This is a genomic window from Pseudomonas sp. GW821-FHT09C08, from assembly GCF_059418125.1.
Window position 1 is genome coordinate 320,604 of sequence record NZ_JBWKPG010000004.1, and the last position, 19,867, is coordinate 340,470.

The window sequence follows — 19,867 nt, forward strand, 5'->3', positions numbered from 1 at the left end:
ATAAGCGCACTAACATATTGAGCAGCTTCGGCTGCTCTTTTGCTTTCTGAGAGAACACCCATGACCGCCGCCCCTACCCGCATCCTCGAACTGCGCGCTGAACTGGATCAGCACAACTACCGTTACCACGTCCTCGACGAGCCGAGCATTCCGGACGCCGAATACGACCGGCTGTTCCACGAACTCAAGGCCCTGGAGGCCGAGCACCCGGAGCTGGTCACGCGTGATTCACCGACGCAGCGGGTCGGCAGCGCGGCACTCTCGGCCTTTACCCAGGTGCGCCACGAAATTCCGATGCTCAGCCTGGGCAACGCCTTCGATGAAACCACCATGCTCGAATTCGATCGGCGGGTCACCGAAGGGCTCGACCTGCCGGTGGGCGATCTGTTTGGGGGCGGCGCGGCGGTGGAGTACAGCTGCGAGCCGAAGCTGGACGGGCTGGCGGTCAGCCTGCTGTACCAGGATGGCGAGTTGGTGCGCGGCGCCACGCGCGGCGACGGTACGACCGGCGAGGACATCAGCGTCAACGTGCGCACCGTGCGCAATATCCCGCTGAAACTGCACGGCAGCGGCTGGCCGGCGACGCTCGAAGTGCGCGGTGAAGTGTTCATGTCCAAGGCCGGTTTCGAACGGCTCAATGCCTCGCAGCTGGAAGTCGGCGGCAAGACCTTCGCCAACCCGCGCAACGCCGCGGCCGGCAGCCTGCGCCAGCTGGACTCGAAGATTACCGCCAGCCGCCCGCTGGAATTCTGCTGCTATGGCATTGGCCAGGTGACGGCGGATATCAGCGACACCCATATCGGCAACCTCAAGCAGTTGCAGAAATGGGGCATGCCCATCAGCCATGAGTTGAAACTGGCCAAGGGCATCCAGGAATGCCTGGCGTACTACCACGACATTGGTGAGCGGCGTAACAGCCTGGCGTACGAAATCGACGGTGTGGTGTTCAAGGTCAACAGCATTGCTGCCCAGCGTGAACTGGGCTTTCGCGCGCGTGAGCCGCGTTGGGCGATCGCGCATAAATTCCCGGCCATGGAAGAGCTGACCGAGTTGCTCGATGTGGAATTCCAGGTCGGCCGCACCGGCGCCGTGACCCCGGTGGCGCGCTTGAAGCCGGTCAAGGTTGCGGGCGTCACTGTGTCCAACGCCACCCTGCACAACATGGATGAGGTTGCGCGCCTGGGCCTGATGATCGGTGACACAGTGATCATCCGCCGCGCCGGTGACGTGATTCCGCAGGTGGTCTCGGTGGTGCCCGAGCGCCGCCCGGAAAACGCCCGCGCGGTGCAGATCCCCGAGAGTTGCCCGGTGTGTGGCTCGCATGTGGAGCGCACGCAGCTGGTCAAGCGCAGCAAAGGCAAGGAAACCGTCAGCGAAGGCGCGGTGTACCGCTGCGTCGGGCGCCTGGCCTGCGGGGCGCAGCTCAAGCAGGCGATTATCCATTTTGTCTCGCGCCGCGCCATGGACATCGACGGTCTGGGCGACAAGACCATCGAGCAATTGGTGGATGAAAAACTCATCGGTTCGCCGGCCGACCTCTACAAGCTCAAATACGAGCAGATCATCGACCTGGAAGGCTTTGCCGATATCTCCAGCAAGAAGCTGATCACTGCTATCGAAAACAGCAAGTCGCCGACCCTGGCGCGCTTTATCTACGCGCTGGGCATTCCCGACGTGGGCGAGGAGACCGCCAAGGTGCTGGCACGCTCGCTGGCGTCCCTTGAGCGGGTGCAGAAGGCCTTGCCGGAAGTGCTGACGTACTTGCCGGACGTCGGCCTGGAAGTGGCGCACGAGATCCACAGCTTCTTCGAGGACAGCCACAACCAGGACGTGATCGGCGCGCTGCTGTCGCCGGATGAATGCGGCCTGCAACTGCAGGATCAAGGCGAGCTGAGCGCCGAGTTCGCCGCCAGCACCACGCTGGGTGGTCTGCTCGACAAGCTGCATGTGCCGAGTGTGGGCCCGGGCGCCGCGCAGAAACTCGCGGACAAGTTCGGCAGCCTCGAAGGCGTGATCAAGGCCGACTGGCTCGACATGCGCCAGGCGCTGCCCGAGAAGCAGGCCAAGGCGGTGCGCGAGTTCTTCGACAACGAGGACAACGCCAAACGCGCCCTGGCCATCGAGCAGCAGCTCAAGGACTTCGGCATGCACTGGCAGAGCGAGAAAAAGGTGGTCGAAGGCTTGCCAGAAGCCGGTCACACTTGGGTGCTCACCGGCTCCCTGGAGCTGATGAGCCGTGACGTGGCCAAGGACAAGCTCGAAAGCCTGGGCGCCAAGGTCGCCGGGTCCGTGTCGGCGAAAACCCACTGCGTGGTGGCAGGGCCAGGCGCCGGATCGAAACTGGCCAAGGCCAGCGAGCTGGGCCTGAAGGTCATGGACGAAGAGGCCTTTGTAGCCTTCCTGGCCAAGCACAACATCACTGTCGACTGACACCCCTCCACTGCAGGAGCCCGGCTTGCCGAATAGCGCCTTCACGTGCGCCATCGCCGGCAGCCGGGCTCCTGCAGGATATGGTTATATTTTCGGAACGTTCTTCGGCGCGAATTGATCTAGTCTTCGTCACCCAGGGAGAGACCGCCATGTTCCGCTACTTCGAGCAACTCAGTTCGCGCATCGCCGCGCCGTTCATGCCGGGCTCATCGCGCGATAGCAAGGTGTGGCAATGCCGTTGCGGGCAATCGCTGTTCTTTCGCAACAGCCAGTGCCTGGCCTGCCAGGCCGTGCTCGGCTACCAGCCGCAGCAAAGCCGCTTGTCCTCCCTGCAACCCGGCCCCGTCGCCGGCACGTGGCTGCAGGATGACAACCTTGACGCCGGCGCCTTCCGCCGCTGCGCCAACCTCGACACGCCGGCTGCCTGCAACTGGCTGATCCCTGCTCACAGCACCGCGCCACTGTGCGTGGCGTGCAGCCTCAACCGCACCATCCCGGACCTTTCTGTCGCGGAAAATCCCGAGCGCTGGCGCAAGGTCGAGACCGCCAAGCGCCGCCTGGTGGCGCAATTGATCAGCCTCGGCCTGCGCGTGGTGCCCAAGAGTGAGGATGAGGACAACGGCCTGGCCTTCGACTTCGTCGGCATCGACCTGGAAGGCAATGCGCCGATGACCGGCCATGCCAACGGCCTGATCACCCTCGACATCAAGGAGGCCGACGACGCCCATCGCGAGAAAATCCGCGTGCAGATGCGTGAGCCGTATCGCACGCTGCTCGGCCATTTTCGCCACGAGGTCGGCCATTATTATTGGGATCGCCTGATTGCCAATAGCCACTGGCTGGAGCCTTTTCGCCACCTGTTCGGCGACGAACGCGCCAGTTACGCGGATGCCCTCGACCAGCACTACCAGAACGGCCCGCGCCCCGACTGGCAGCAAACCTGCGTCAGTGCCTACGCCACCATGCATCCCTGGGAAGACTGGGCCGAAACCTGGGCTCACTACCTGCACATGATGGACGCCGTCGACACCGCGCTGGGCTTCGGCATGAGCGCCCGCGAGATGGACCTGGATTACCAGCCATTCCCGCTCTCCACCCTGTACGACCCTGAGCATCCCGGCGGCGTGGCGTTCCTGTCGTTCGTCAACGCCTGGATCGAACTGGCCGGCATGCTTAACGAACTGTCGCGCAGCATGGGCCAGCCGGATTTCTATCCCTTCGTGTTACCCCCCGCGGTGATCGCCAAGTTGCACTTCATTCATCTGGTCATCCAGGAAGAGGGCGGCCGCGCTGACGACGCGGTGATCCTGTAGGCGCCGGCAAGCCAGCTCCTACGGGTGGACACAAGTGCTTGAACCGTCGAATATTTTTAATCCGGCACCAACGGTTGTAACTTCCGATGAGATCGGTACAATGGCGCGGCTTGCCGAGAGGCCAGCGTCGTTATGGTGACCCCATCGGTCCCCCCGCAACGATTACCCGTGAACCTGGTCAGAGCCGGAAGGCAGCAGCCACAGCGGGAACATTGTGTGCCGGGGTGTGGCTGGTGGGGTTGCCTCCATAACGCTCTTGCGCAACTCCCCTCAAAAATCCTTTCAGTTCCAATCGCCATTGGCGAATCGATGTCTGCTGCGCGCTTTATGGCCGATACAGTGGAAAGGCCTTGAACGTCGGCACCAATTCCGCGCCCATCTTTTGCGTGCTCTCTACCGGGTCATCCGGTGTGGGAATATTCCTGGCGAAGTGAAAGATGATGATCTGGTCGGTGGCGCTGTCCTTGTAGTACTTGAAGAAGCTGATTTCAGAGAACTGCCCATCCTTGCGCAGTGACTTGGGGAAGAACAGCATCAGGTACAAGACCCCGGTCCTGTTGTCCGTCGTCAGGATCGCCGGCATGTTCGGGTTTTCCTGCTGGTGGAGTTGCACGGTGCGTTTGCCCAGGTCGAGCGGCTCGAAGCGGTTCTGATCGCGTGGGACGATGGTGAAGTCGAGCATTTCACTCCAGGCATCGACGCTTTCCTGCGGCGGGAAAAACTCCCACAGCCCCGGTTTGCGGAATTTGAGTACAAACGTCTTGCCAGCGAACTGCACCGACTGCGTGTCGGCGATGGAGGGGCGTGACAGGTCGGGCGTCGGTGTGGAGGCGCAGCCGGCCAGCAGGGCCACGAGCGACACGATAAGCAGGGTGGCTTTCATTTCAATCCTTGAATGTTTTCAGGTACGAGCGTCATGCGCCCGTGACAGTAGCCGAATGCGCCGGCAAATACCTCGCTTAATGGTCATTGCACGGTTTAACCGCACCCTGGTGAGGGCTCTTTCACAGGTTTTAATACTCACTCTGGACAACCCAAAACCACCTTGCTAGTTTGCGCCGGCTACTTGTTTCAGATTATGACAAGAGCACGCAATGATATTGAAGTGCTATCACTTCTTTAACTCACAAGGATGTCTGTGATGAAAAGCCTGCAAGGGTTGCCCCGTCTTATCAGTGCTTCGGTAGGTGCTCCCGGTAAAGCCCGTAACTTGCCCGCCGATGTTCAGTGCATCCAGTATCTATTCAACTTGATCATTCCCAAGATGGGCTTTCCACTGGCCGAAAACGGCAAGTGTGACGGCCAGTTGGTGCAGTGCATCAGCCAGTATCAGTTTCGTCACCTTAAATATGCCCACCCCGATGGCGTGATCGACCCCACCGGCCGGACCTTCAACAGTCTGATCGAAGAGGCGGTGAAGGTGCCGGTCAAAGCCTTCCCGACCCTGCGCATCCCCAGCTTCTTGAATGCGTTCGGCAATAACCAGGGCGATGCAGTGCAGGCGACGGTCAATGTGTACCTGGACCGCGTTCGCGCGACGATCGAGGCCGAGCGGCGTAACCGGCAGCTGATGATGCAGGCCACGTGCGACGGGGGCATGACGCTCAGCGATACAGACTTCCAGAACGCCGCCACGCAGTTGGGCAACGGTATTTCGGTGAATGTGATCAAGGCTTTCGCGACCATCGAGTCTGGCGGGCGCTTTGGGTTCGGGCCGGCCAAGTTGCCGATCATCGCCTTCGAAGGGCACCACTTTCGCAAGTACACCAATCATATCTACGACCAGGCGCACCCGCTGCTGTCTTACCGCTACAAGAGAAAAGCCGGGCCGCAGTGGCAGGTCAACAACAAGGACCAGGTCAAGGCCTGGGAAACCATGGCGACCGCCTTCGCCCTCGATCAGGAAGCGGCGTTGATGTCGGCGTCCTGGGGGATGTTTCAGGTCATGGGCTTCAACTTCGGATCGTGCGGTTACAAGACCGTGTTTGAATTCGTCGCGGCATTAAAGGTGAATGCCGGCAACCAACTTAAAGCGTACTTGAGTTTTTGCAGCAAGAGCCCGGCGCTGATGAAGGCAATGAAGGCCAAGGATTTTACCGCCATGGCCTACAACTATAACGGCGAGGACTACGGCAACTATGACGTCCTTATGAAAAAAGCCTACGAAGAATTTGAAAGGAAGAAATAAGATGATCCGTTTTCTTGCTGTTGGCGTGTTGTCATTGTGCGCGGTTGCGCCTGCATTTGCTGGCACCCCTGCGTTGCATTCGGGCAAGTACGAGGGCCTGATGTTGGCAGTGACGCCTGACCATCAAGTCGAAGGTTTCTACGCCGAGGAACTGGGCGAGGGCGTGACCCGCAGTTGCGCGTTTTACCTGCAAGGCCAGCCCGGCGCACTGACCACCTGGCACGACGAAGCCTACCCCGGCAGCGTGGCCCCGTCGTCCGACGGCGTTACCCTGACGGTGGAGCAGGGCCGCCAGCATCCCGGCTGCATGAACGTGCTGATGCCGGAGATTGCCACCGGCCTGGAGCTGACCCGGACCGCCAGCAAAAACTGGATCGGCCTGGTCACGGTGGCCGCCGACAAGGCGTATTTGCAGAAAACCCCTGGCGCCAAGGCCGCCAAGCGCCCGTATATCGTCAAGGGTGATGTGGTGGGCGTGCTGGCCGTCAAGGATGGCTGGGCCCAGGTCGAGTTCATCAATGCCCAGGACCGTTCGTTCAGCGGCTGGATCAGCCAGGGCCAATACAGCCGTCTCGCGCCGCCGCGCTGAGACCTCCCCAACGCCGCTGCGTGCCTGGCACGCAGCGGCGTTTTTGTGTCCGGGTTTCAGGCCTTGTTGCGGTTGAACAGCTTGCGCACACCGGCGAGCAGCGCCACGACGCCGATCACCAGAAACTTCTTCGCCGCCAGCAGGAAGATGCCGATCTTGGCGAACAAGCCGGCCTTGGCGGCAATCCCGCCGGCTACCAATGCCGCGAGGCCGTAAGTGGCCAGCTTGTCGGTTTTCGGGTTGAAGTCGGTGTAGAGGTTGCCGTCGGTGAAGTTGGTGAAGGCCAGGACCTTGGGCATTTCCTGCTTGATCGTGGACAGGTCGGCCATCGCGGCGACGGCATTGAGTTCCAGCACGCCTTCACGGCCCAGCACACGGATGCTGTAGTTGAGCGTGGTTTGCTCGGCGTCGTCGGCCTTCAGTTCGCGGGCCCAGTACATCTTGTGGGTGGTGTCGTCGTAGCGCGGCGGCTCGGCCCAGCCCAGCAGGTGCAGGCCCGCGTAGCCTTGTTTCTGGCGTTCCTGGTTCTCGGCTTCGTCTTCTTCCTGCATTTGCTTGAGCAGGTCGGCGTAGTCGATTTTCGCCGCATCCTCGTCGGAAATGTGCCCGTCGGCCTTGTAGCTGACGATCACGCCCCAGCCGCGCTCCGACAGCGGGCTGACGGCTTTCGGCACGATCATGCCCAGGGTCTTGAAGCCTGGCGGGTTGCCCCAGCCATCGGTCAGCAGACGCTCGGTGTCAGCCGGGTCGAGGTAGTAGAACTCGTCGTTGAGCTTGAGCGTGGCGATGCCGCTGGGCAGGCTGATGGTGCCGGTCTTCTGCTTGAGTGATGCAAGAAAGTGCTCAGCCGTTTCCGCGGGGGCGCTGGCTTCTACGGGGGCAGGTGGGGCGGCTGCGAAAGCGGGGGCGACAGGCAGGCTCAGGGCGGCCGCCGCCAGTAACAGGCGGAAGTAATTCATGGTAGTCCCTTACATTTTGAATTAATTTCGCGGGAGGATAATACGAAATAGCTGCTACGGGTTAGCCAAACGTCTCGCGCAGCAGCCCGGCGAAGGCGTCCCGTGCCAGGTGCCGCTGGGTGTCCTTATGCCAGAACAGCAGGTTGTCCACGGCCTGCAGTTCCTCGAACCGGTACGACGCCAACTGGTTGGCCTGCTCATAGCGGGCCAGGATGCCTTCGGGCGCGAGTGCCACGCCAATCCCGGCGCTGACGCAGCCGATAATCGTGCCCCAGCTGGCGTAACTGGCGATGGTCGGCTTGAAGTCATGGGGCTTGACCCAATTTTCGAGTGCCGCGCGGTAGGGGCAGCCGGGTGGCCAGACCAGCAAGGTGCGCCCGGCCAGGTCCTGGGCGCTCTGGATGGGGGCGCTGGAGGCACTGGCGATCAGCACCAGGCGCTCGCTGTAGACCACGCTGTGTTCCAGCTTCGCGCGTTTATTGCCCGAGGCCACCAGTGCCACGTCCAGGCGGTGGTGCTGCAGGTCATCGAGCAGCTGGCCCCAGGCACCGGTCACCAGTTCCAGGCTGACCTCCGGGTAGCGTCGATGATATTCCGCCAGCAGCGGCGGCAAGCGGCCGCTGGCGCTGGACTCCACCGCCCCGATCCGCAAGGTCCCACGCGGGATGGCATTCGCGTCCACGGCGCGTTTGGATTCATCCACCAGGGCGAGGATGCGCTCGCAGTATTCGAGGAAGATCTCACCGGCCGCGCTGATCGCCAGCCCGCGCCCGGCGCGGATGAACAGCGGGGTGCCCAGCTCGCTCTCCAGTTGCTTGATGCGCGTGGTGATATTGGACGGCACGCAGTGCAATTGCAGGGCGGCCTGGGCCACGCTGCCGGTTTGCGCCACGGCTCGCACCATTTTCAGTTGGGCCAGTTCCATCGCTCAGTTCCAGTGATTTCAGAAGTCAGAAACGGTTAATTGTCCTGCGCCTTGGCCGGGCCAAGACTGACGGCATTCCTTCTCAGTTCCGGATGCCGTCGATGAATACCCCGTCACCCGTAAAGCTTACGCTAGTCATCGCCAGCGTCATCCTCTGTTGGGCCTATTCGCCGATTGGCGTGCACATGGGGCTGCACAGCTACAGCCCCGGCCAGTTGGCGTTGCTGCGGTTCTTGATTGCCTCGGTGTTCATGGGCGCTGTAGCCCTGGTGCTGGGCATCGGCCGGCCGCGCCTGCGGGATGTGCCGTGGTTGCTGGTGCTGGGGTTCTTCGGGGTGTTCCTGCACCACACCAGCCTCAATTATGGGCAGCAATGGGTGACGGCGGCAGCCTCCAGTGTGCTGGCGCAGTCGGCGCCATTGTTCAGCGTGCTGATCGCGTTTGTCTGTCTCAAGGAGCGGGTCAGCCTGTGGCGTTGGAGCTGCGTCTTGCTGGGATTGCTCGGCGTGCTGGTGGTGATCTGGGGTGACCAGGGCATCAGTGATATCGACCCGCGAGGCTTGCTGATACTGCTCGCGGCAGTGTCGTGGAGCGTGTATTTCGCCATCCAGAAACACTATGCCCACCGCTACAGCCCGCTGACCATGGCGTGCTACATGGTGTGGGCCGGCACGCTGATGCTGTGCGTGAACCTGCCGGGCCTGCCCGCCGCCGTGGCGCAGGCACCGTTGGCGGAAAACCTGGCGGTGCTGGTCCTGGGTATCTTCCCCAGCGCCCTGGCCTACCTGGCCTGGGGCTACGTGTTGAAGCATGTCGAGGTCAGCCGTGCGTCGGTGGCGATGTACCTGATTCCACCGGTGGCCATGGTGATGGCCGCGACGCTGCTGGGCGAGCACATTGCCGTGCAAGTGATGCTCGGCGCGGTGATCGTGCTGGCCAGCGTCGCGGCCATCAGCCTGGAAGGGCGCTGGCGCTCAGTCGTTCAGGCTGAACGCACGCAGGCGGTGGCCGTCGAGGTCCTGGGCGACAAAGGTGTAGCCGAAATCCACGGCGGTCGGTGATTGAATGATCGTCGCGCCACGTTCGACCCACACGTCGTGCAACGCGTCCACGGCGCCGGTGTCGGGCAGCGAGAAGCCCACTTCACCACCGCCGCCGGTCAACTGCGCTGCCGGCGCCACGGTATGACGCGACCACAGCCCGAGTTTCACGCCATTGCCCAGAATGAACAGGGCAAACGTCGGGTTGAGTTCCACCGGCGGCTGGTCCAGCAGGCGGCTATAGAAGTTGGCGCTTGTGGCCGGGCTGTCGACGTACAGCAGGAAATAATGAGCGACGGTGTGCATGCTGGCTCCTTGAGGACGGGCGTTTGAGTGGGGCCAGTCTATAAGGCGGTACTGTCAGTTCCTGTCAGGAGTGTGCAGGGGCTGCGCGCCTTCCCCGGTGTACAGCTGGATGATGTCATCGATCTCGCCCGACATCTTCATCCGCAGCAGCGTGCGCAGGATGCGCTGCACCGGCACGTCCGGGTCATTGCGCACGGTGCAGCCGAGGTTCTGCTCATCGATCACCGCGACCTTGTGCAGCTTTTGGCCGATCGGCATGCGCTGGTTGAAACGGTCGAGAATCCATTCGTTGATCACCGCAAACTTGAAGCGCCCGGCCACCAGTTTGTGCAGCACCTGTTCTTCGCTGCGCGCATCGTCGCGGGTGAGTTGGCCGCTGGCAAACAGCGGGTCGAGCGTGGCATAGCGATAGTTGAGCACCGTGCCGATCGATTGCGCCGGCAACTGCTTTACATGGACCGGTTGCGCGGGCACCTGGGTGCTGACCAGCAGGTTGCGCTGCACCATCAGCGGGATGCTCCAGGTGTAATCACCGGACAGGTTATCGAACCAGGCCTGGGTGACATAACAGCGCACGTCGATCTCGCCGTGTTCCATGGCCGCCGAGATACGCGCCCGTGCCAGCACGTGGAATTGCGCCGGTCGGCCGACCTGGGTGGCCAGGCTCAACATCAAGTCATACAAAATCCCCTGGGTGGGCCGGCCGTCCTCCAGTTGCACCATGGGCATCGCCCAGCTGTCGGAAACCGAGAAGCGCAGCGGTGCGGGCGCCGCCAGGCTGGCCGAGGCAATCATCCATAAAGCGCCCAGGACTACGCGCATAGACTCTCCGGGTTCAGGCCTTTTCGGGGCCAATCAGCAGAGCTTAGTCAGATTAGACGAGCGTGCCGGATGCAATTTCCCCCTTGCTCCGCTAGCATTACCGGCTCCCGCTTCCCAGTTGCGACGGTTTTCGATGAGTTATCAGGTTCTTGCACGTAAATGGCGTCCGCGCTCGTTCCGCGAAATGGTCGGCCAGACCCATGTGCTCAAGGCTCTGATCAATGCCTTGGACAGCCAACGGCTGCACCACGCCTACCTGTTCACCGGTACTCGCGGGGTGGGCAAGACCACCATTGCGCGCATCATCGCCAAATGCCTGAACTGTGAAACCGGTATCACTTCCACGCCCTGTGGCACGTGTTCGGTGTGCCGGGAAATCGACGAAGGGCGTTTTGTCGACCTGATCGAGATCGACGCCGCGAGCCGCACCAAGGTCGAAGACACCCGCGAGCTGCTCGACAACGTGCAGTACGCGCCGAGCCGTGGTCGTTTCAAGGTCTACTTGATCGACGAAGTGCACATGCTTTCCAGCCACTCTTTCAACGCCCTGTTGAAGACGCTGGAAGAGCCGCCGCCCTACGTCAAGTTCATCCTGGCCACCACCGATCCGCAGAAACTCCCTGCAACGATTCTGTCGCGGTGCCTGCAGTTCTCCCTGAAAAACATGACCCCCGAGCGTGTGGTCGAGCATCTGACCCACGTGCTGGGCGTCGAGAACGTGCCGTTCGAAGACGACGCACTGTGGCTGCTCGGCCGTGCGGCGGATGGTTCGATGCGCGACGCCATGAGCCTCACCGACCAGGCCATCGCCTTTGGTGAAGGCAAGGTCATGGCCGCCGATGTGCGCGCCATGCTCGGTACCCTGGACCACGGCCAGGTGTTCGACGTGCTGCACGCGCTGATCGAAGGCGACGCCAAGGCGTTGCTCGAAGCCGTGCGCCACTTGTCGGAGCAAGGCCCGGACTGGAACGGCGTGCTCTCGGAAATCCTCAATGTGTTGCACCGCGTTGCCATCGCCCAGGCGTTGCCGGAAGGTGTCGACAACGGCCATGGCGACCGCGACCGCGTGTTGGCGCTGGCCCAGGCGCTGCCGGCCGAAGACGTGCAGTTCTACTACCAGATGGGCCTGATCGGGCGCCGCGACCTGCCGCTGGCGCCGGACCCGCGAGGTGGCTTCGAGATGGTCATGCTGCGAATGCTGGCCTTCCGGCCCGCTGACTCGGCGGACGCACCGAGACAGCCGCTAAAGCCAGTGGGGATCAGCCAGGCCACAGTTGATTCCGCCAAACCAGTGGCTGGCGCGGCGGTGGTTGCGCCAGTGGTTGCTGCACCTGTTGCGCCGGCGCCTGAGCCTGCGCCCGTGGTGGCAGCGCCGGTGGTTACGCCGCCTCCGGTGGCCGAGCCCGAGCCCGAGTCTGCGCCTGTTGTCGACCTGCCCTGGAATGATCCGGTAGAGCCTGAAGTCGAGCCCGAACTGCAGCCTGCGGTGGAGCCCGTGCTGGAAACGGCCGGCGAGCAGCCGGAACTGACGCCGATGCCCACGCCGACCCCTGACAGCGTGGTGCCGGATGCGCCGGAGTGGGTCGCCGCGCCTGTGCCGGAACCGACCGTCGCTCAGGTCGAGGCCGCCGTTCCAGGGATCGACCTGGATGACGAGCCGCCGCTGGACGAAGACTACATCGAGCCGGACATGGATTCGGCCTACAGCTACCTGGACGACCTGGCCAGCGAGCACACCGCCGAGCCGGCCCCGGAGCCCGAGGCCGAGCCCGCTGCGGCGCCGGCCACCGGCCTGGCCCTGCAATGGCTGGAGCTGTTCCCGAAGTTGCCGATCTCCGGCATGACCGGCAGTATTGCCGCCAACTGCACCCTGATTTCCATCGAGGGCGACCACTGGCTGTTGCACCTGGACCCGGCCCACAGTGCCCTGTTCAACGCGACCCAGCAACGTCGCCTCAACGATGCCCTGAACCAGTACCATGAGCGCACGCTGACCGTCGCCATCGAGCTGATCAAGCCTGAGCAGGAAACCCCGGCCCAGGCCGCGACCCGCCGGCGCATCAACCGCCAGCGCGAAGCCGAGGACTCGATCCAGGCTGATCCGCTCATCCAGCAAATGATGCAACAGTTCGGCGCCGTCGTTCGCCACGATACAATTGAACCTGTCGAAGCCCCGGTGCCCCAGGCGTCCTGACACCGGGCTACTAAATTGATCCACGTACTTTGAGGTGATTCCCATGATGAAAGGTGGCATGGCCGGCCTGATGAAGCAGGCGCAGCAGATGCAGGAAAAGATGGCCAAGATGCAGGAAGAACTGGCCAACGCCGAAGTCACCGGTAAAGCCGGTGGCGATATGGTCAGCGTGGTGATGACCGGTCGTCACGATATCAAGCGCGTGAGCATCGACCCAAGCGTGTTGCCAGGCGTGGGCGAAGATGACCTGGAAATGCTCGAGGCGCTGTTCGCCGCGGCCGTCAACGACGCCGTGCGCAAGATCGAAGCCAACAGCCAGGACAAAATGTCCGGCGTGACCGCTGGCATGCAATTGCCACCGGGCATGAAGCTGCCGTTCTGATCGGCGAGCTTTAGCTAGACTCCAGTGCCAGGCCTCGTGCCTGGCATTTTTTTTGGGTGTGACGTCGGTTTGCCACGCCGCTGCGATGCACACGCGGCGGGGCGATAGACGAAACATCGAACCGCAAGCGCTCTACCATGGTCTGCACCCTATACCGATGAATTCGATAAAGGAGCCCCCTGATGCCTCAAGAACCGATTCTTAACCAGCGCATCGTCCTGGTCTCACGCCCGCAGGGCGCCCCGACCCCGGAAAATTTCCGCCTGGAACGCGTGAACCTGCCGGAGTTGGCAGACGGCCAGGTTCTCCTGAAAACCCTGTACCTGTCCCTCGACCCCTACATGCGTGGCCGCATGAGCGATGCACCGTCCTACGCCGCGCCGGTGGAAATCGACGAGGTGATGACCGGTGGTGCTGTCAGCCGTGTCGAGCAGTCGCGTAATCCGAAATTTGAAGTGGGCGACCTCGTCGTCGGTTCCACCGGCTGGCAGAGCCACAGCATTTCCGATGGCCGCAACCTGATGCCGGTGCCGAAGGGCCTGGCCAGCCCGTCCATGGCCCTTGGGGTGCTGGGCATGCCGGGCATGACCGCGTACATGGGTCTCACGGACATTGGCCAGCCACAGGCCGGCGAAACCCTGGTGGTGGCGGCAGCGTCCGGCGCCGTGGGCTCGGTGGTGGGGCAGGTGGCCAAGCTCAAGGGCTTGCGTGTGGTAGGTGTGGCGGGAGGCGCGGACAAGTGCCGCTACGTGGTCGAGGAGTTGGGTTTTGACGCCTGCATTGACCACAAGAGCGCGGATTTTGCCAACGAGTTGGCCCTGGCGTGCTTCAAAGGTGTGGACATCTATTTCGAGAACGTCGGCGGCAAGGTGTTTGACGCGGTCGTGCCGCTGCTCAACCCCAAGGCGCGGATTCCGCTGTGTGGGCTGATTGCCGGTTATAACGCGCATGAACTGCCGAGTGGTCCTGACCGTCTGCCGGCGCTGCAGCGGACCTTGCTGACCAAGCGGGTGCGTATCCAGGGCTTTATCGTGTTCGACGACTACGGTGATCGCCATCCGGAGTTCATCAGTGCCATGGCGCCATGGGTGCGCGAGGGCAAAGTGAAATTTCGCGAAGACGTGGTCGATGGCCTGGAGCAGGCGCCCGAAGCGTTTATCGGTTTGCTGGAGGGACGCAACTTCGGCAAGTTGGTGGTACGTGTCGCGCAGGATTGAGGATTTGACGCTCATCCGGGGCGCGGGTATAAACCGCGTCTCGTTGTTTTGTCGGACCATTGCCCCATGAGCTTCAGCCCTCTGATTCGCCAACTGATCGACGCCTTGCGCACATTGCCGGGCGTTGGCCAGAAAACCGCCCAACGCATGGCGCTGCAGCTGCTGGAGCGTGACCGCAGCGGCGGCACCCGGCTGGCCCAGGCCCTGAGCCAGGCCATGACTGGCGTGGGTCACTGCCGCCAGTGCCGCACCCTCACCGAAGAAGAACTTTGCCCGCAATGCGCCGACCCGCGCCGCGATGACACCCTGCTGTGCGTGGTGGAAGGGCCGATGGATGTGTACGCGGTGGAACAGACCGGCTATCGCGGGCGCTACTTTGTGCTCAAGGGCCATCTGTCGCCGCTGGACGGCCTGGGCCCGGAGGCCATCGGCATTCCGCAACTGGTGGCGCGCATTGAAGAGCAGGGCACCTTTACCGAGGTGATCCTGGCGACCAACCCTACGGTGGAAGGTGAAGCCACGGCGCATTACATCGCGCAACTGTTGACCAACAAAGGCCTGATCACCTCGCGCATCGCCCACGGCGTGCCGCTGGGTGGCGAGCTGGAGCTGGTGGATGGCGGGACGCTGGCTCACTCGTTCGCAGGTCGCAAGCCGATCGCGCTGTAAAAAACACCGCAGCTCAAAATGTGGGAGCGGGCTTGCTCGTGAAAGCGGTCTGTCAGTGCCAAATGCACTGACTGTTCCACTGCTTTCGCGAGCAAGCCCGCTCCCACAGTGGTTTTGTATTGTCAGCAGAATGTGCGCATAACTTGATAACCAAGCAAGCGCTTGGTAAGTTCGCTCCACCTCACCGTGGAGCTTGCCGATGTCTGCCTACCAGGACTACTTCGACCCCAGCCACCAAATGGTCCGCGACAGCGTGCGCCGTTTTGTCGAGCGCGAAATGCTGCCGGACATCGAGCAATGGGAGGAGGCCCACAGCTTTCCCCGTGAGCTGTACCTCAAGGCCGGTGCGGCGGGAATCCTGGGGATTGGTTATCCCGAGGCCCTTGGCGGTAGCCATGAAGGTGACCTGTTCGCCAAGGTGGCAGCCAGCGAGGAGCTGATGCGCTGCGGTTCCGGCGGGGTAGTGGCGGGCTTGGGGTCGTTGGATATCGGCTTGCCGCCGATAGTCAAATGGGCGTTGCCATCGGTGCGCGACCGGGTGGCACCCCAGGTGCTGTCGGGCGAGAAGATCATCGCCCTGGCGGTGACCGAGCCGGGCGGCGGCTCCGATGTGGCCAGCCTGCAGACCCGGGCCATTCGGGAGGGCGAGCATTACCGCGTCAGCGGCAGCAAGACCTTTATCACCAGCGGCAGCCGTGCCGACTTCTACACCGTTGCCGTACGCACCGGCGGGCCGGGCTTTGCCGGTATCAGCCTGCTGCTGATCGAGAAAAACACCGCCGGTTTCACCGTTGGCCAGCCCCTGAAGAAAATGGGCTGGTGGGCGTCGGACACCGCTGAATTATTCTTCGACGATTGCCGCGTGCCCGTAGGCAATCTGATTGGCGCCGAGAACATGGGCTTCGCCTGCATCATGGGCAACTTTCAGAGCGAACGCCTGGCGCTGGCATTGATGGCCAACATGACTGCGCAGATGGCGCTGGAGGAAAGCCTCAAGTGGGCTTCCCAGCGCGAAGCATTCGGCAAACCCATCGGCAAGTTCCAGGTGCTCAAGCATCGCCTGGCGGAAATGGCTACCGCTGTGGAGGTGTCCCGCGAGTTCACCTACCGCCAGGCGGCGAAGATGGCGGCCGGCAAAAGTGTGATCAAGGAAATCTCCATGGCCAAGAACCTCGCCACCGACACCGCCGACCGCGTCACCTATGACGCTGTGCAAATCCTCGGCGGCCAGGGCTACATGCGCGGCAACCTGGTGGAGCGGCTGTACCGCGACAACCGCATCCTGTCCATCGGCGGGGGCACCCGCGAGGTGATGAATGAGATCATCAGCAAGCAGATGGGGTTGTGATCATGGGTACTCTCTCGAGCGCTATCGCTGGCAAGCCAGCGCCTACGGGTAGGCGCATGCCAACGTGGGAGCCGGGCTTGCCCGCGATGAGGCCGGTGCAGGCAGCGATTAACGTTCGTCCAACGCGAACCGCGTCAGGCAGAAGGTCGGGATACCCATGTCTTCCAGGCGTTGCGACCCACCCAGCTCCGGCAGGTCGATGATCGCCGCCGCTTCGAAGATCTTCGCCCCCATGCGCCGCACCAGGTTGGCCGCCGCAATCAGGGTGCCACCGGTGGCGATCAGGTCATCGAACATCAGTACCGAGTCGCCCTCGCAGAGGCTGTCGGCGTGGACTTCCAGGAACGCTTCGCCGTATTCCGTCTGGTAACCCTCGGCCAGGACGTCAGCCGGCAGCTTGCCCTGCTTGCGGAACAGGATCAGCGGTTTGTTCAGTTGATAGGCGATGATCGAACCGATCAGGAAGCCCCGCGCATCCATCGCGCCGATATGGCTGAAATCGGCCTCGACGTAACGGTGAGCAAAGGTGTCGGCCACCAGGCGCAGGGCCTTGGGCGATTGGAACAAGGGCGTGATGTCACGAAAGATCACCCCAGGCTTGGGGAAGTCGATGACGGGACGGATCAGGGATTTGATGTCGAACGAATCGAAGGTCATCGGCGCAGAGTCCTGGGCGTGGAAAACGGACGCCAAGTATACCTGCGGCCTTGCCAATTGGCGCGGCCGCAGGCGTCTGCCTCAGGTCTCCAGGGAGCCACCGGCGAGTGCGCACAACTGGATCGGATCGAGGATATGCACTTCCTTGCCTTCGGCGGCGATCAGCTCGTTCTGCTGGAAGCGGGTAAACACGCGAGACACGGTTTCCACGGCGAGGCCCAGGTAGTTGCCGATTTCATTGCGCGACATGCTCAGGCGGAACTGGTTGGCCGAGAAACCCCTGGCGCGAAAACGTGCTGACAGGTTGACCAGGAACGTGGCGATACGCTCGTCGGCGGTTTTCTTCGACAACAGCAGCATCATTTGCTGGTCGTCGCGAATCTCGCGGCTCATCACGCGCATCAACTGGCGGCGCAGTTGCGGCAACTGCAGGGCCAATTCGTCGAGGCGCTCGAAGGGAATTTCGCACACCGACGTCGTCTCCAGCGCCTGGGCCGACACAGGGTGAATCTCGGTGTCCATGCCCGACAAGCCGACCAGTTCGCTGGGCAGGTGGAAACCGGTGATCTGTTCCTCGCCGCCGTCGCTCAGGCTGAACGTCTTCAGGGCGCCCGACCGTACTGCATAGACGGAGTCGAACTTGTCGCCCTGGCGAAACAGAAACTCGCCTTTTTTCAGTGGGCGACCGCGTTTAACGATCTCGTCCAGCGCATCCATGTCTTCCAGATTCAGCGAAAGTGGCAGGCAGAGGGGGGCCAGGCTGCAATCCTTGCAATGAGCCTGGCTGTGAGCGCGCAGTTTAACTGGCTCGGACATTTCTTAAATCCTTGTGGGAAAACACACATAAGACGTAAGGGTAACGCACTGGGGGGCGCCGAGGCCAGCCTGTACAAAAAACCGGCAGCGGTATAAAGGTTTTTGTAACAGGGTCGATACAGTGGTGTACCTCCATGAGCCGGAGCTCAGAACATGTCCGTTATCGCTGCCAACAACCCTGCCATCCGCCTGCCGATCGTGCCGGATACGAAACCTGCCGCAGGGGCCGATGAAAAGGCCGAAGCCCCCGCGCCTGCTGCTGAAACCAAGGCGGTCGAGGGTGTGGCGGTGAAGATTTCCAGTGCCGGTTTCCAGGCTGCCAAAGCCGATTCCAACAAGGACATCGACGACAGCAACCTGAAGGACAGCATCAAGCAACTGCTGAAAATGATTCGTGAGCTGAAGAAGCAGATTGCCGACAAGATGGCCGAAATCGCGGCGGCTTCGGCGGATAACTCCTTGACCCCCGAAGCGCGCCAGGCGCGGGTCGGCAACCTGCAGGCCTCGCTGGCGGCCTTGCAAAGCGGCCTGACGATGGCCCAGATGCAACTGGGCAAGGCCTTGAAGGACGAGCCAGCCGACGCGCAGATGCAAGCCATGAGCCTGGCATCGAAGTAGCGCCCGCTCAGATCACCCGCGAAAATCGCTGCCTGTTCTGATGTTCCAGATAGGCATCGAACACCATGCACACTGAGCGTACCAACAGCCTGCCAGCCGGCAGCACGCGGATGCCCTGCGCGTCCAGTTCGATCAGGCCGTCCTGCGCCATGGTCTCGAGTTGGGGCCAGACGTCGTCAAAATAACCGCGAAAATCAATGTTGAAAGCCTGCTCGACCCGATCGAAGGCCAGGCTGAAATTGCAGATCAATTGCTGAATCACCTCGCGTCGCAGCCGATCATCGGTGGTGCACAGCAAGCCACGGCTGGTGGCCAGTTGAGCGCCGGCGAGGGTGTTCTGGTAGCCATTGAGGTCGCTGGTGTTCTGGCAGTACAGGTCACCGATCTGGCTGATGGCGGACACGCCGAGCCCGATCAGGTCGCAGTGCCCATGGGTGGTGTAGCCCTGGAAGTTGCGCTGCAGGGTGCCTTCTTCCTGGGCGACGGCGAGTTCGTCGTCCGGCAGGGCGAAGTGGTCCATGCCGATGTAGCGATAGCCGGCCTGGGTCAGTTGTTCGATGGTGGTTTGCAGCATCAGCAACTTGGACGCCGGTGACGGCAGTTCGTCGGTGTTGATCCGCCGCTGGGGCATGAAGCGCTCAGGCAGGTGGGCATAGTTGAATACCGACAGGCGGTCCGGTTGCAGCCTGATCACTTCCTCCACGGTGCGCGCGAAATTGATCGGCGTCTGCTTGGGCAGGCCGTAGATCAGGTCGATATTGATCGAGCGAAACTGCAGGGTGCGCGCCGCATCGATCACCGCGCGGGTCTCTTCCAGGCTTTGCAGGCGGTTGACCGCGCGCTGCACGTCCGGGTCGAGGTCCTGCACGCCGATGCTGACGCGGTTGAAGCCCAGTTCGCGCAGCAGGCCCATGGTCGCCCAGTCGGCCTCGCGCGGGTCGATCTCGATGCCGTAGTCGCCGGAGTCATCGTCAAGCAGATTGAAGTGCCGGCGCAGGCTGCCCATGACCTGGCGCAGTTCGTCGTGGCTGAGAAAGGTCGGAGTGCCGCCGCCCAGGTGCAGTTGTTCCACCGGCTGCTTGGGGTCGAGGTGGCAGGCCACCAGTTGGATCTCCTGCTCCAGGCGTTGCAGGTACGCCTGGGCGCGGCCACGGTCCTTGGTGATCACCTTGTTGCAGGCGCAGTAGTAGCAAATGTTCGCGCAGAACGGCACATGCACATACAGCGACAGCGGGCGCACCGCCTTGCGGCTGTCGCGCAGGGCGTGGAGCAGGTCGAAAGTGCCGACCTGGCTGTCGAATTGTACGGCGGTGGGGTAGGACGTGTAGCGCGGTCCCGCCAGGTCGTAGCGGTGAATCAGATCGGTGTCCCAACGAATGGCGTCGAGCATGCGG

At 62.4% G+C, this 19,867-nt stretch carries 19 protein-coding genes and 1 other RNA gene; 12 read left to right on the top strand and 8 right to left on the bottom strand.

Features of this window, described 5'->3' with window-relative positions; all coding sequences use genetic code 11:
• The first annotated feature begins 60 nt into the window (after window positions 1-60).
• The 3 genes from ligA (at window position 61) to ffs (ending at window position 3,982) form a co-directional block, all read left to right on the top strand.
• On the top strand, window positions 61-2,430 hold the full coding sequence (gene ligA, locus AC07OJ_RS16105) for an NAD-dependent DNA ligase LigA (RefSeq protein WP_495094802.1): 2,370 nt from the start codon (window positions 61-63) through the stop codon (window positions 2,428-2,430).
• Between the two features lie 149 nt (window positions 2,431-2,579).
• Complete coding sequence (locus AC07OJ_RS16110; protein ID WP_065909563.1) at window positions 2,580-3,743, top strand: zinc-binding metallopeptidase family protein; 1,164 nt, start codon at window positions 2,580-2,582, stop codon at window positions 3,741-3,743.
• Between the two features lie 142 nt (window positions 3,744-3,885).
• Window positions 3,886-3,982: signal recognition particle sRNA small type (ffs, locus tag AC07OJ_RS16115), an RNA gene on the top strand.
• 86 nt (window positions 3,983-4,068) lie between these two features.
• On the opposite strand, the gene AC07OJ_RS16120 is transcribed toward ffs, so the two are convergent.
• A complete protein-coding gene (locus tag AC07OJ_RS16120; RefSeq protein ID WP_495094803.1) occupies window positions 4,069-4,626 on the bottom strand; it encodes an HI_0983 family protein in 558 nt (185 codons plus the stop codon).
• Between the two features lie 258 nt (window positions 4,627-4,884).
• Between AC07OJ_RS16120 and AC07OJ_RS16125 the strand changes: the two genes are divergently transcribed.
• Complete coding sequence (locus tag AC07OJ_RS16125) at window positions 4,885-5,931, top strand: N-acetylmuramidase family protein (protein ID WP_065909567.1); 1,047 nt, start codon at window positions 4,885-4,887, stop codon at window positions 5,929-5,931.
• Window position 5,932: 1 nt separating this feature from the next.
• Window positions 5,933-6,520, top strand: coding sequence for an SH3 domain-containing protein (locus AC07OJ_RS16130; protein ID WP_106802975.1), 588 nt, complete (start codon window positions 5,933-5,935; stop codon window positions 6,518-6,520).
• Between the two features lie 56 nt (window positions 6,521-6,576).
• Here the strand turns inward: AC07OJ_RS16130 and AC07OJ_RS16135 are convergent, their stop codons facing one another.
• Both AC07OJ_RS16135 and AC07OJ_RS16140 read right to left on the bottom strand, forming a co-directional pair.
• Window positions 6,577-7,479, bottom strand: a complete 903-nt coding sequence (locus AC07OJ_RS16135; RefSeq protein ID WP_065909570.1) for a DUF2167 domain-containing protein — start codon at window positions 7,477-7,479, stop codon at window positions 6,577-6,579.
• Window positions 7,480-7,540: 61 nt separating this feature from the next.
• Complete coding sequence (locus AC07OJ_RS16140; RefSeq protein ID WP_201145696.1) at window positions 7,541-8,404, bottom strand: LysR family transcriptional regulator; 864 nt, start codon at window positions 8,402-8,404, stop codon at window positions 7,541-7,543.
• 101 nt (window positions 8,405-8,505) lie between these two features.
• On the opposite strand from AC07OJ_RS16140, the gene AC07OJ_RS16145 reads away from it, so the two are divergent.
• Window positions 8,506-9,465, top strand: a complete 960-nt coding sequence (locus tag AC07OJ_RS16145) for a DMT family transporter (RefSeq protein ID WP_495094804.1) — start codon at window positions 8,506-8,508, stop codon at window positions 9,463-9,465.
• Here the strand turns inward: AC07OJ_RS16145 and AC07OJ_RS16150 are convergent.
• On the bottom strand, window positions 9,379-9,750 hold the full coding sequence (locus AC07OJ_RS16150) for a VOC family protein (RefSeq protein WP_065909579.1): 372 nt from the start codon (window positions 9,748-9,750) through the stop codon (window positions 9,379-9,381). The two genes, AC07OJ_RS16145 and AC07OJ_RS16150, sit on opposite strands and share 87 nt — an antisense overlap.
• Window positions 9,751-9,804: 54 nt before the next feature.
• Window positions 9,805-10,572 (bottom strand): substrate-binding periplasmic protein, encoded by a 768-nt coding sequence (locus AC07OJ_RS16155; RefSeq protein WP_065909580.1) that lies wholly within the window; start codon window positions 10,570-10,572, stop codon window positions 9,805-9,807.
• Window positions 10,573-10,705: 133 nt separating this feature from the next.
• Here AC07OJ_RS16155 and dnaX point away from each other — a divergent pair, with 133 nt between their 5' ends.
• The 5 genes from dnaX (at window position 10,706) to AC07OJ_RS16180 (ending at window position 16,382) form a co-directional block, all read left to right on the top strand.
• Window positions 10,706-12,766: a DNA polymerase III subunit gamma/tau gene (dnaX, locus tag AC07OJ_RS16160; protein WP_495094805.1), complete on the top strand. Its 2,061-nt coding sequence runs from the start codon at window positions 10,706-10,708 to the stop codon at window positions 12,764-12,766.
• Between the two features lie 43 nt (window positions 12,767-12,809).
• Window positions 12,810-13,148 (top strand): YbaB/EbfC family nucleoid-associated protein, encoded by a 339-nt coding sequence (locus tag AC07OJ_RS16165; RefSeq protein ID WP_003193199.1) that lies wholly within the window; start codon window positions 12,810-12,812, stop codon window positions 13,146-13,148.
• Between the two features lie 182 nt (window positions 13,149-13,330).
• A complete protein-coding gene (gene curA, locus AC07OJ_RS16170; RefSeq protein ID WP_065909583.1) occupies window positions 13,331-14,365 on the top strand; it encodes an NADPH-dependent curcumin/dihydrocurcumin reductase in 1,035 nt (344 codons plus the stop codon).
• A gap of 66 nt (window positions 14,366-14,431) precedes the next feature.
• Entirely contained in the window at window positions 14,432-15,034 is a 603-nt protein-coding gene (gene recR / locus AC07OJ_RS16175) for a recombination mediator RecR (protein ID WP_015885312.1), read from the top strand.
• 199 nt (window positions 15,035-15,233) lie between these two features.
• Window positions 15,234-16,382: an acyl-CoA dehydrogenase family protein gene (locus AC07OJ_RS16180; protein ID WP_495094806.1), complete on the top strand. Its 1,149-nt coding sequence runs from the start codon at window positions 15,234-15,236 to the stop codon at window positions 16,380-16,382.
• Between the two features lie 108 nt (window positions 16,383-16,490).
• On the opposite strand, the gene AC07OJ_RS16185 is transcribed toward AC07OJ_RS16180, so the two are convergent.
• Window positions 16,491-17,039 (bottom strand): adenine phosphoribosyltransferase, encoded by a 549-nt coding sequence (locus AC07OJ_RS16185; RefSeq protein WP_495006252.1) that lies wholly within the window; start codon window positions 17,037-17,039, stop codon window positions 16,491-16,493.
• An 81-nt stretch (window positions 17,040-17,120) separates the two neighbouring features.
• Window positions 17,121-17,855: a fumarate/nitrate reduction transcriptional regulator Fnr gene (fnr, locus tag AC07OJ_RS16190; protein WP_065909589.1), complete on the bottom strand. Its 735-nt coding sequence runs from the start codon at window positions 17,853-17,855 to the stop codon at window positions 17,121-17,123.
• A 153-nt stretch (window positions 17,856-18,008) separates the two neighbouring features.
• Between fnr and AC07OJ_RS16195 the strand changes: the two genes are divergently transcribed.
• On the top strand, window positions 18,009-18,473 hold the full coding sequence (locus AC07OJ_RS16195; RefSeq protein ID WP_201145692.1) for a hypothetical protein: 465 nt from the start codon (window positions 18,009-18,011) through the stop codon (window positions 18,471-18,473).
• 7 nt (window positions 18,474-18,480) lie between these two features.
• On the opposite strand, the gene hemN is transcribed toward AC07OJ_RS16195, so the two are convergent.
• The gene (hemN, locus tag AC07OJ_RS16200) at window positions 18,481-19,863 is read right to left on the bottom strand and encodes an oxygen-independent coproporphyrinogen III oxidase (protein ID WP_495094807.1); all 1,383 of its coding nucleotides are present in this window, start codon (window positions 19,861-19,863) and stop codon (window positions 18,481-18,483) included.
• Between the last annotated feature and the right edge of the window lie 4 nt (window positions 19,864-19,867).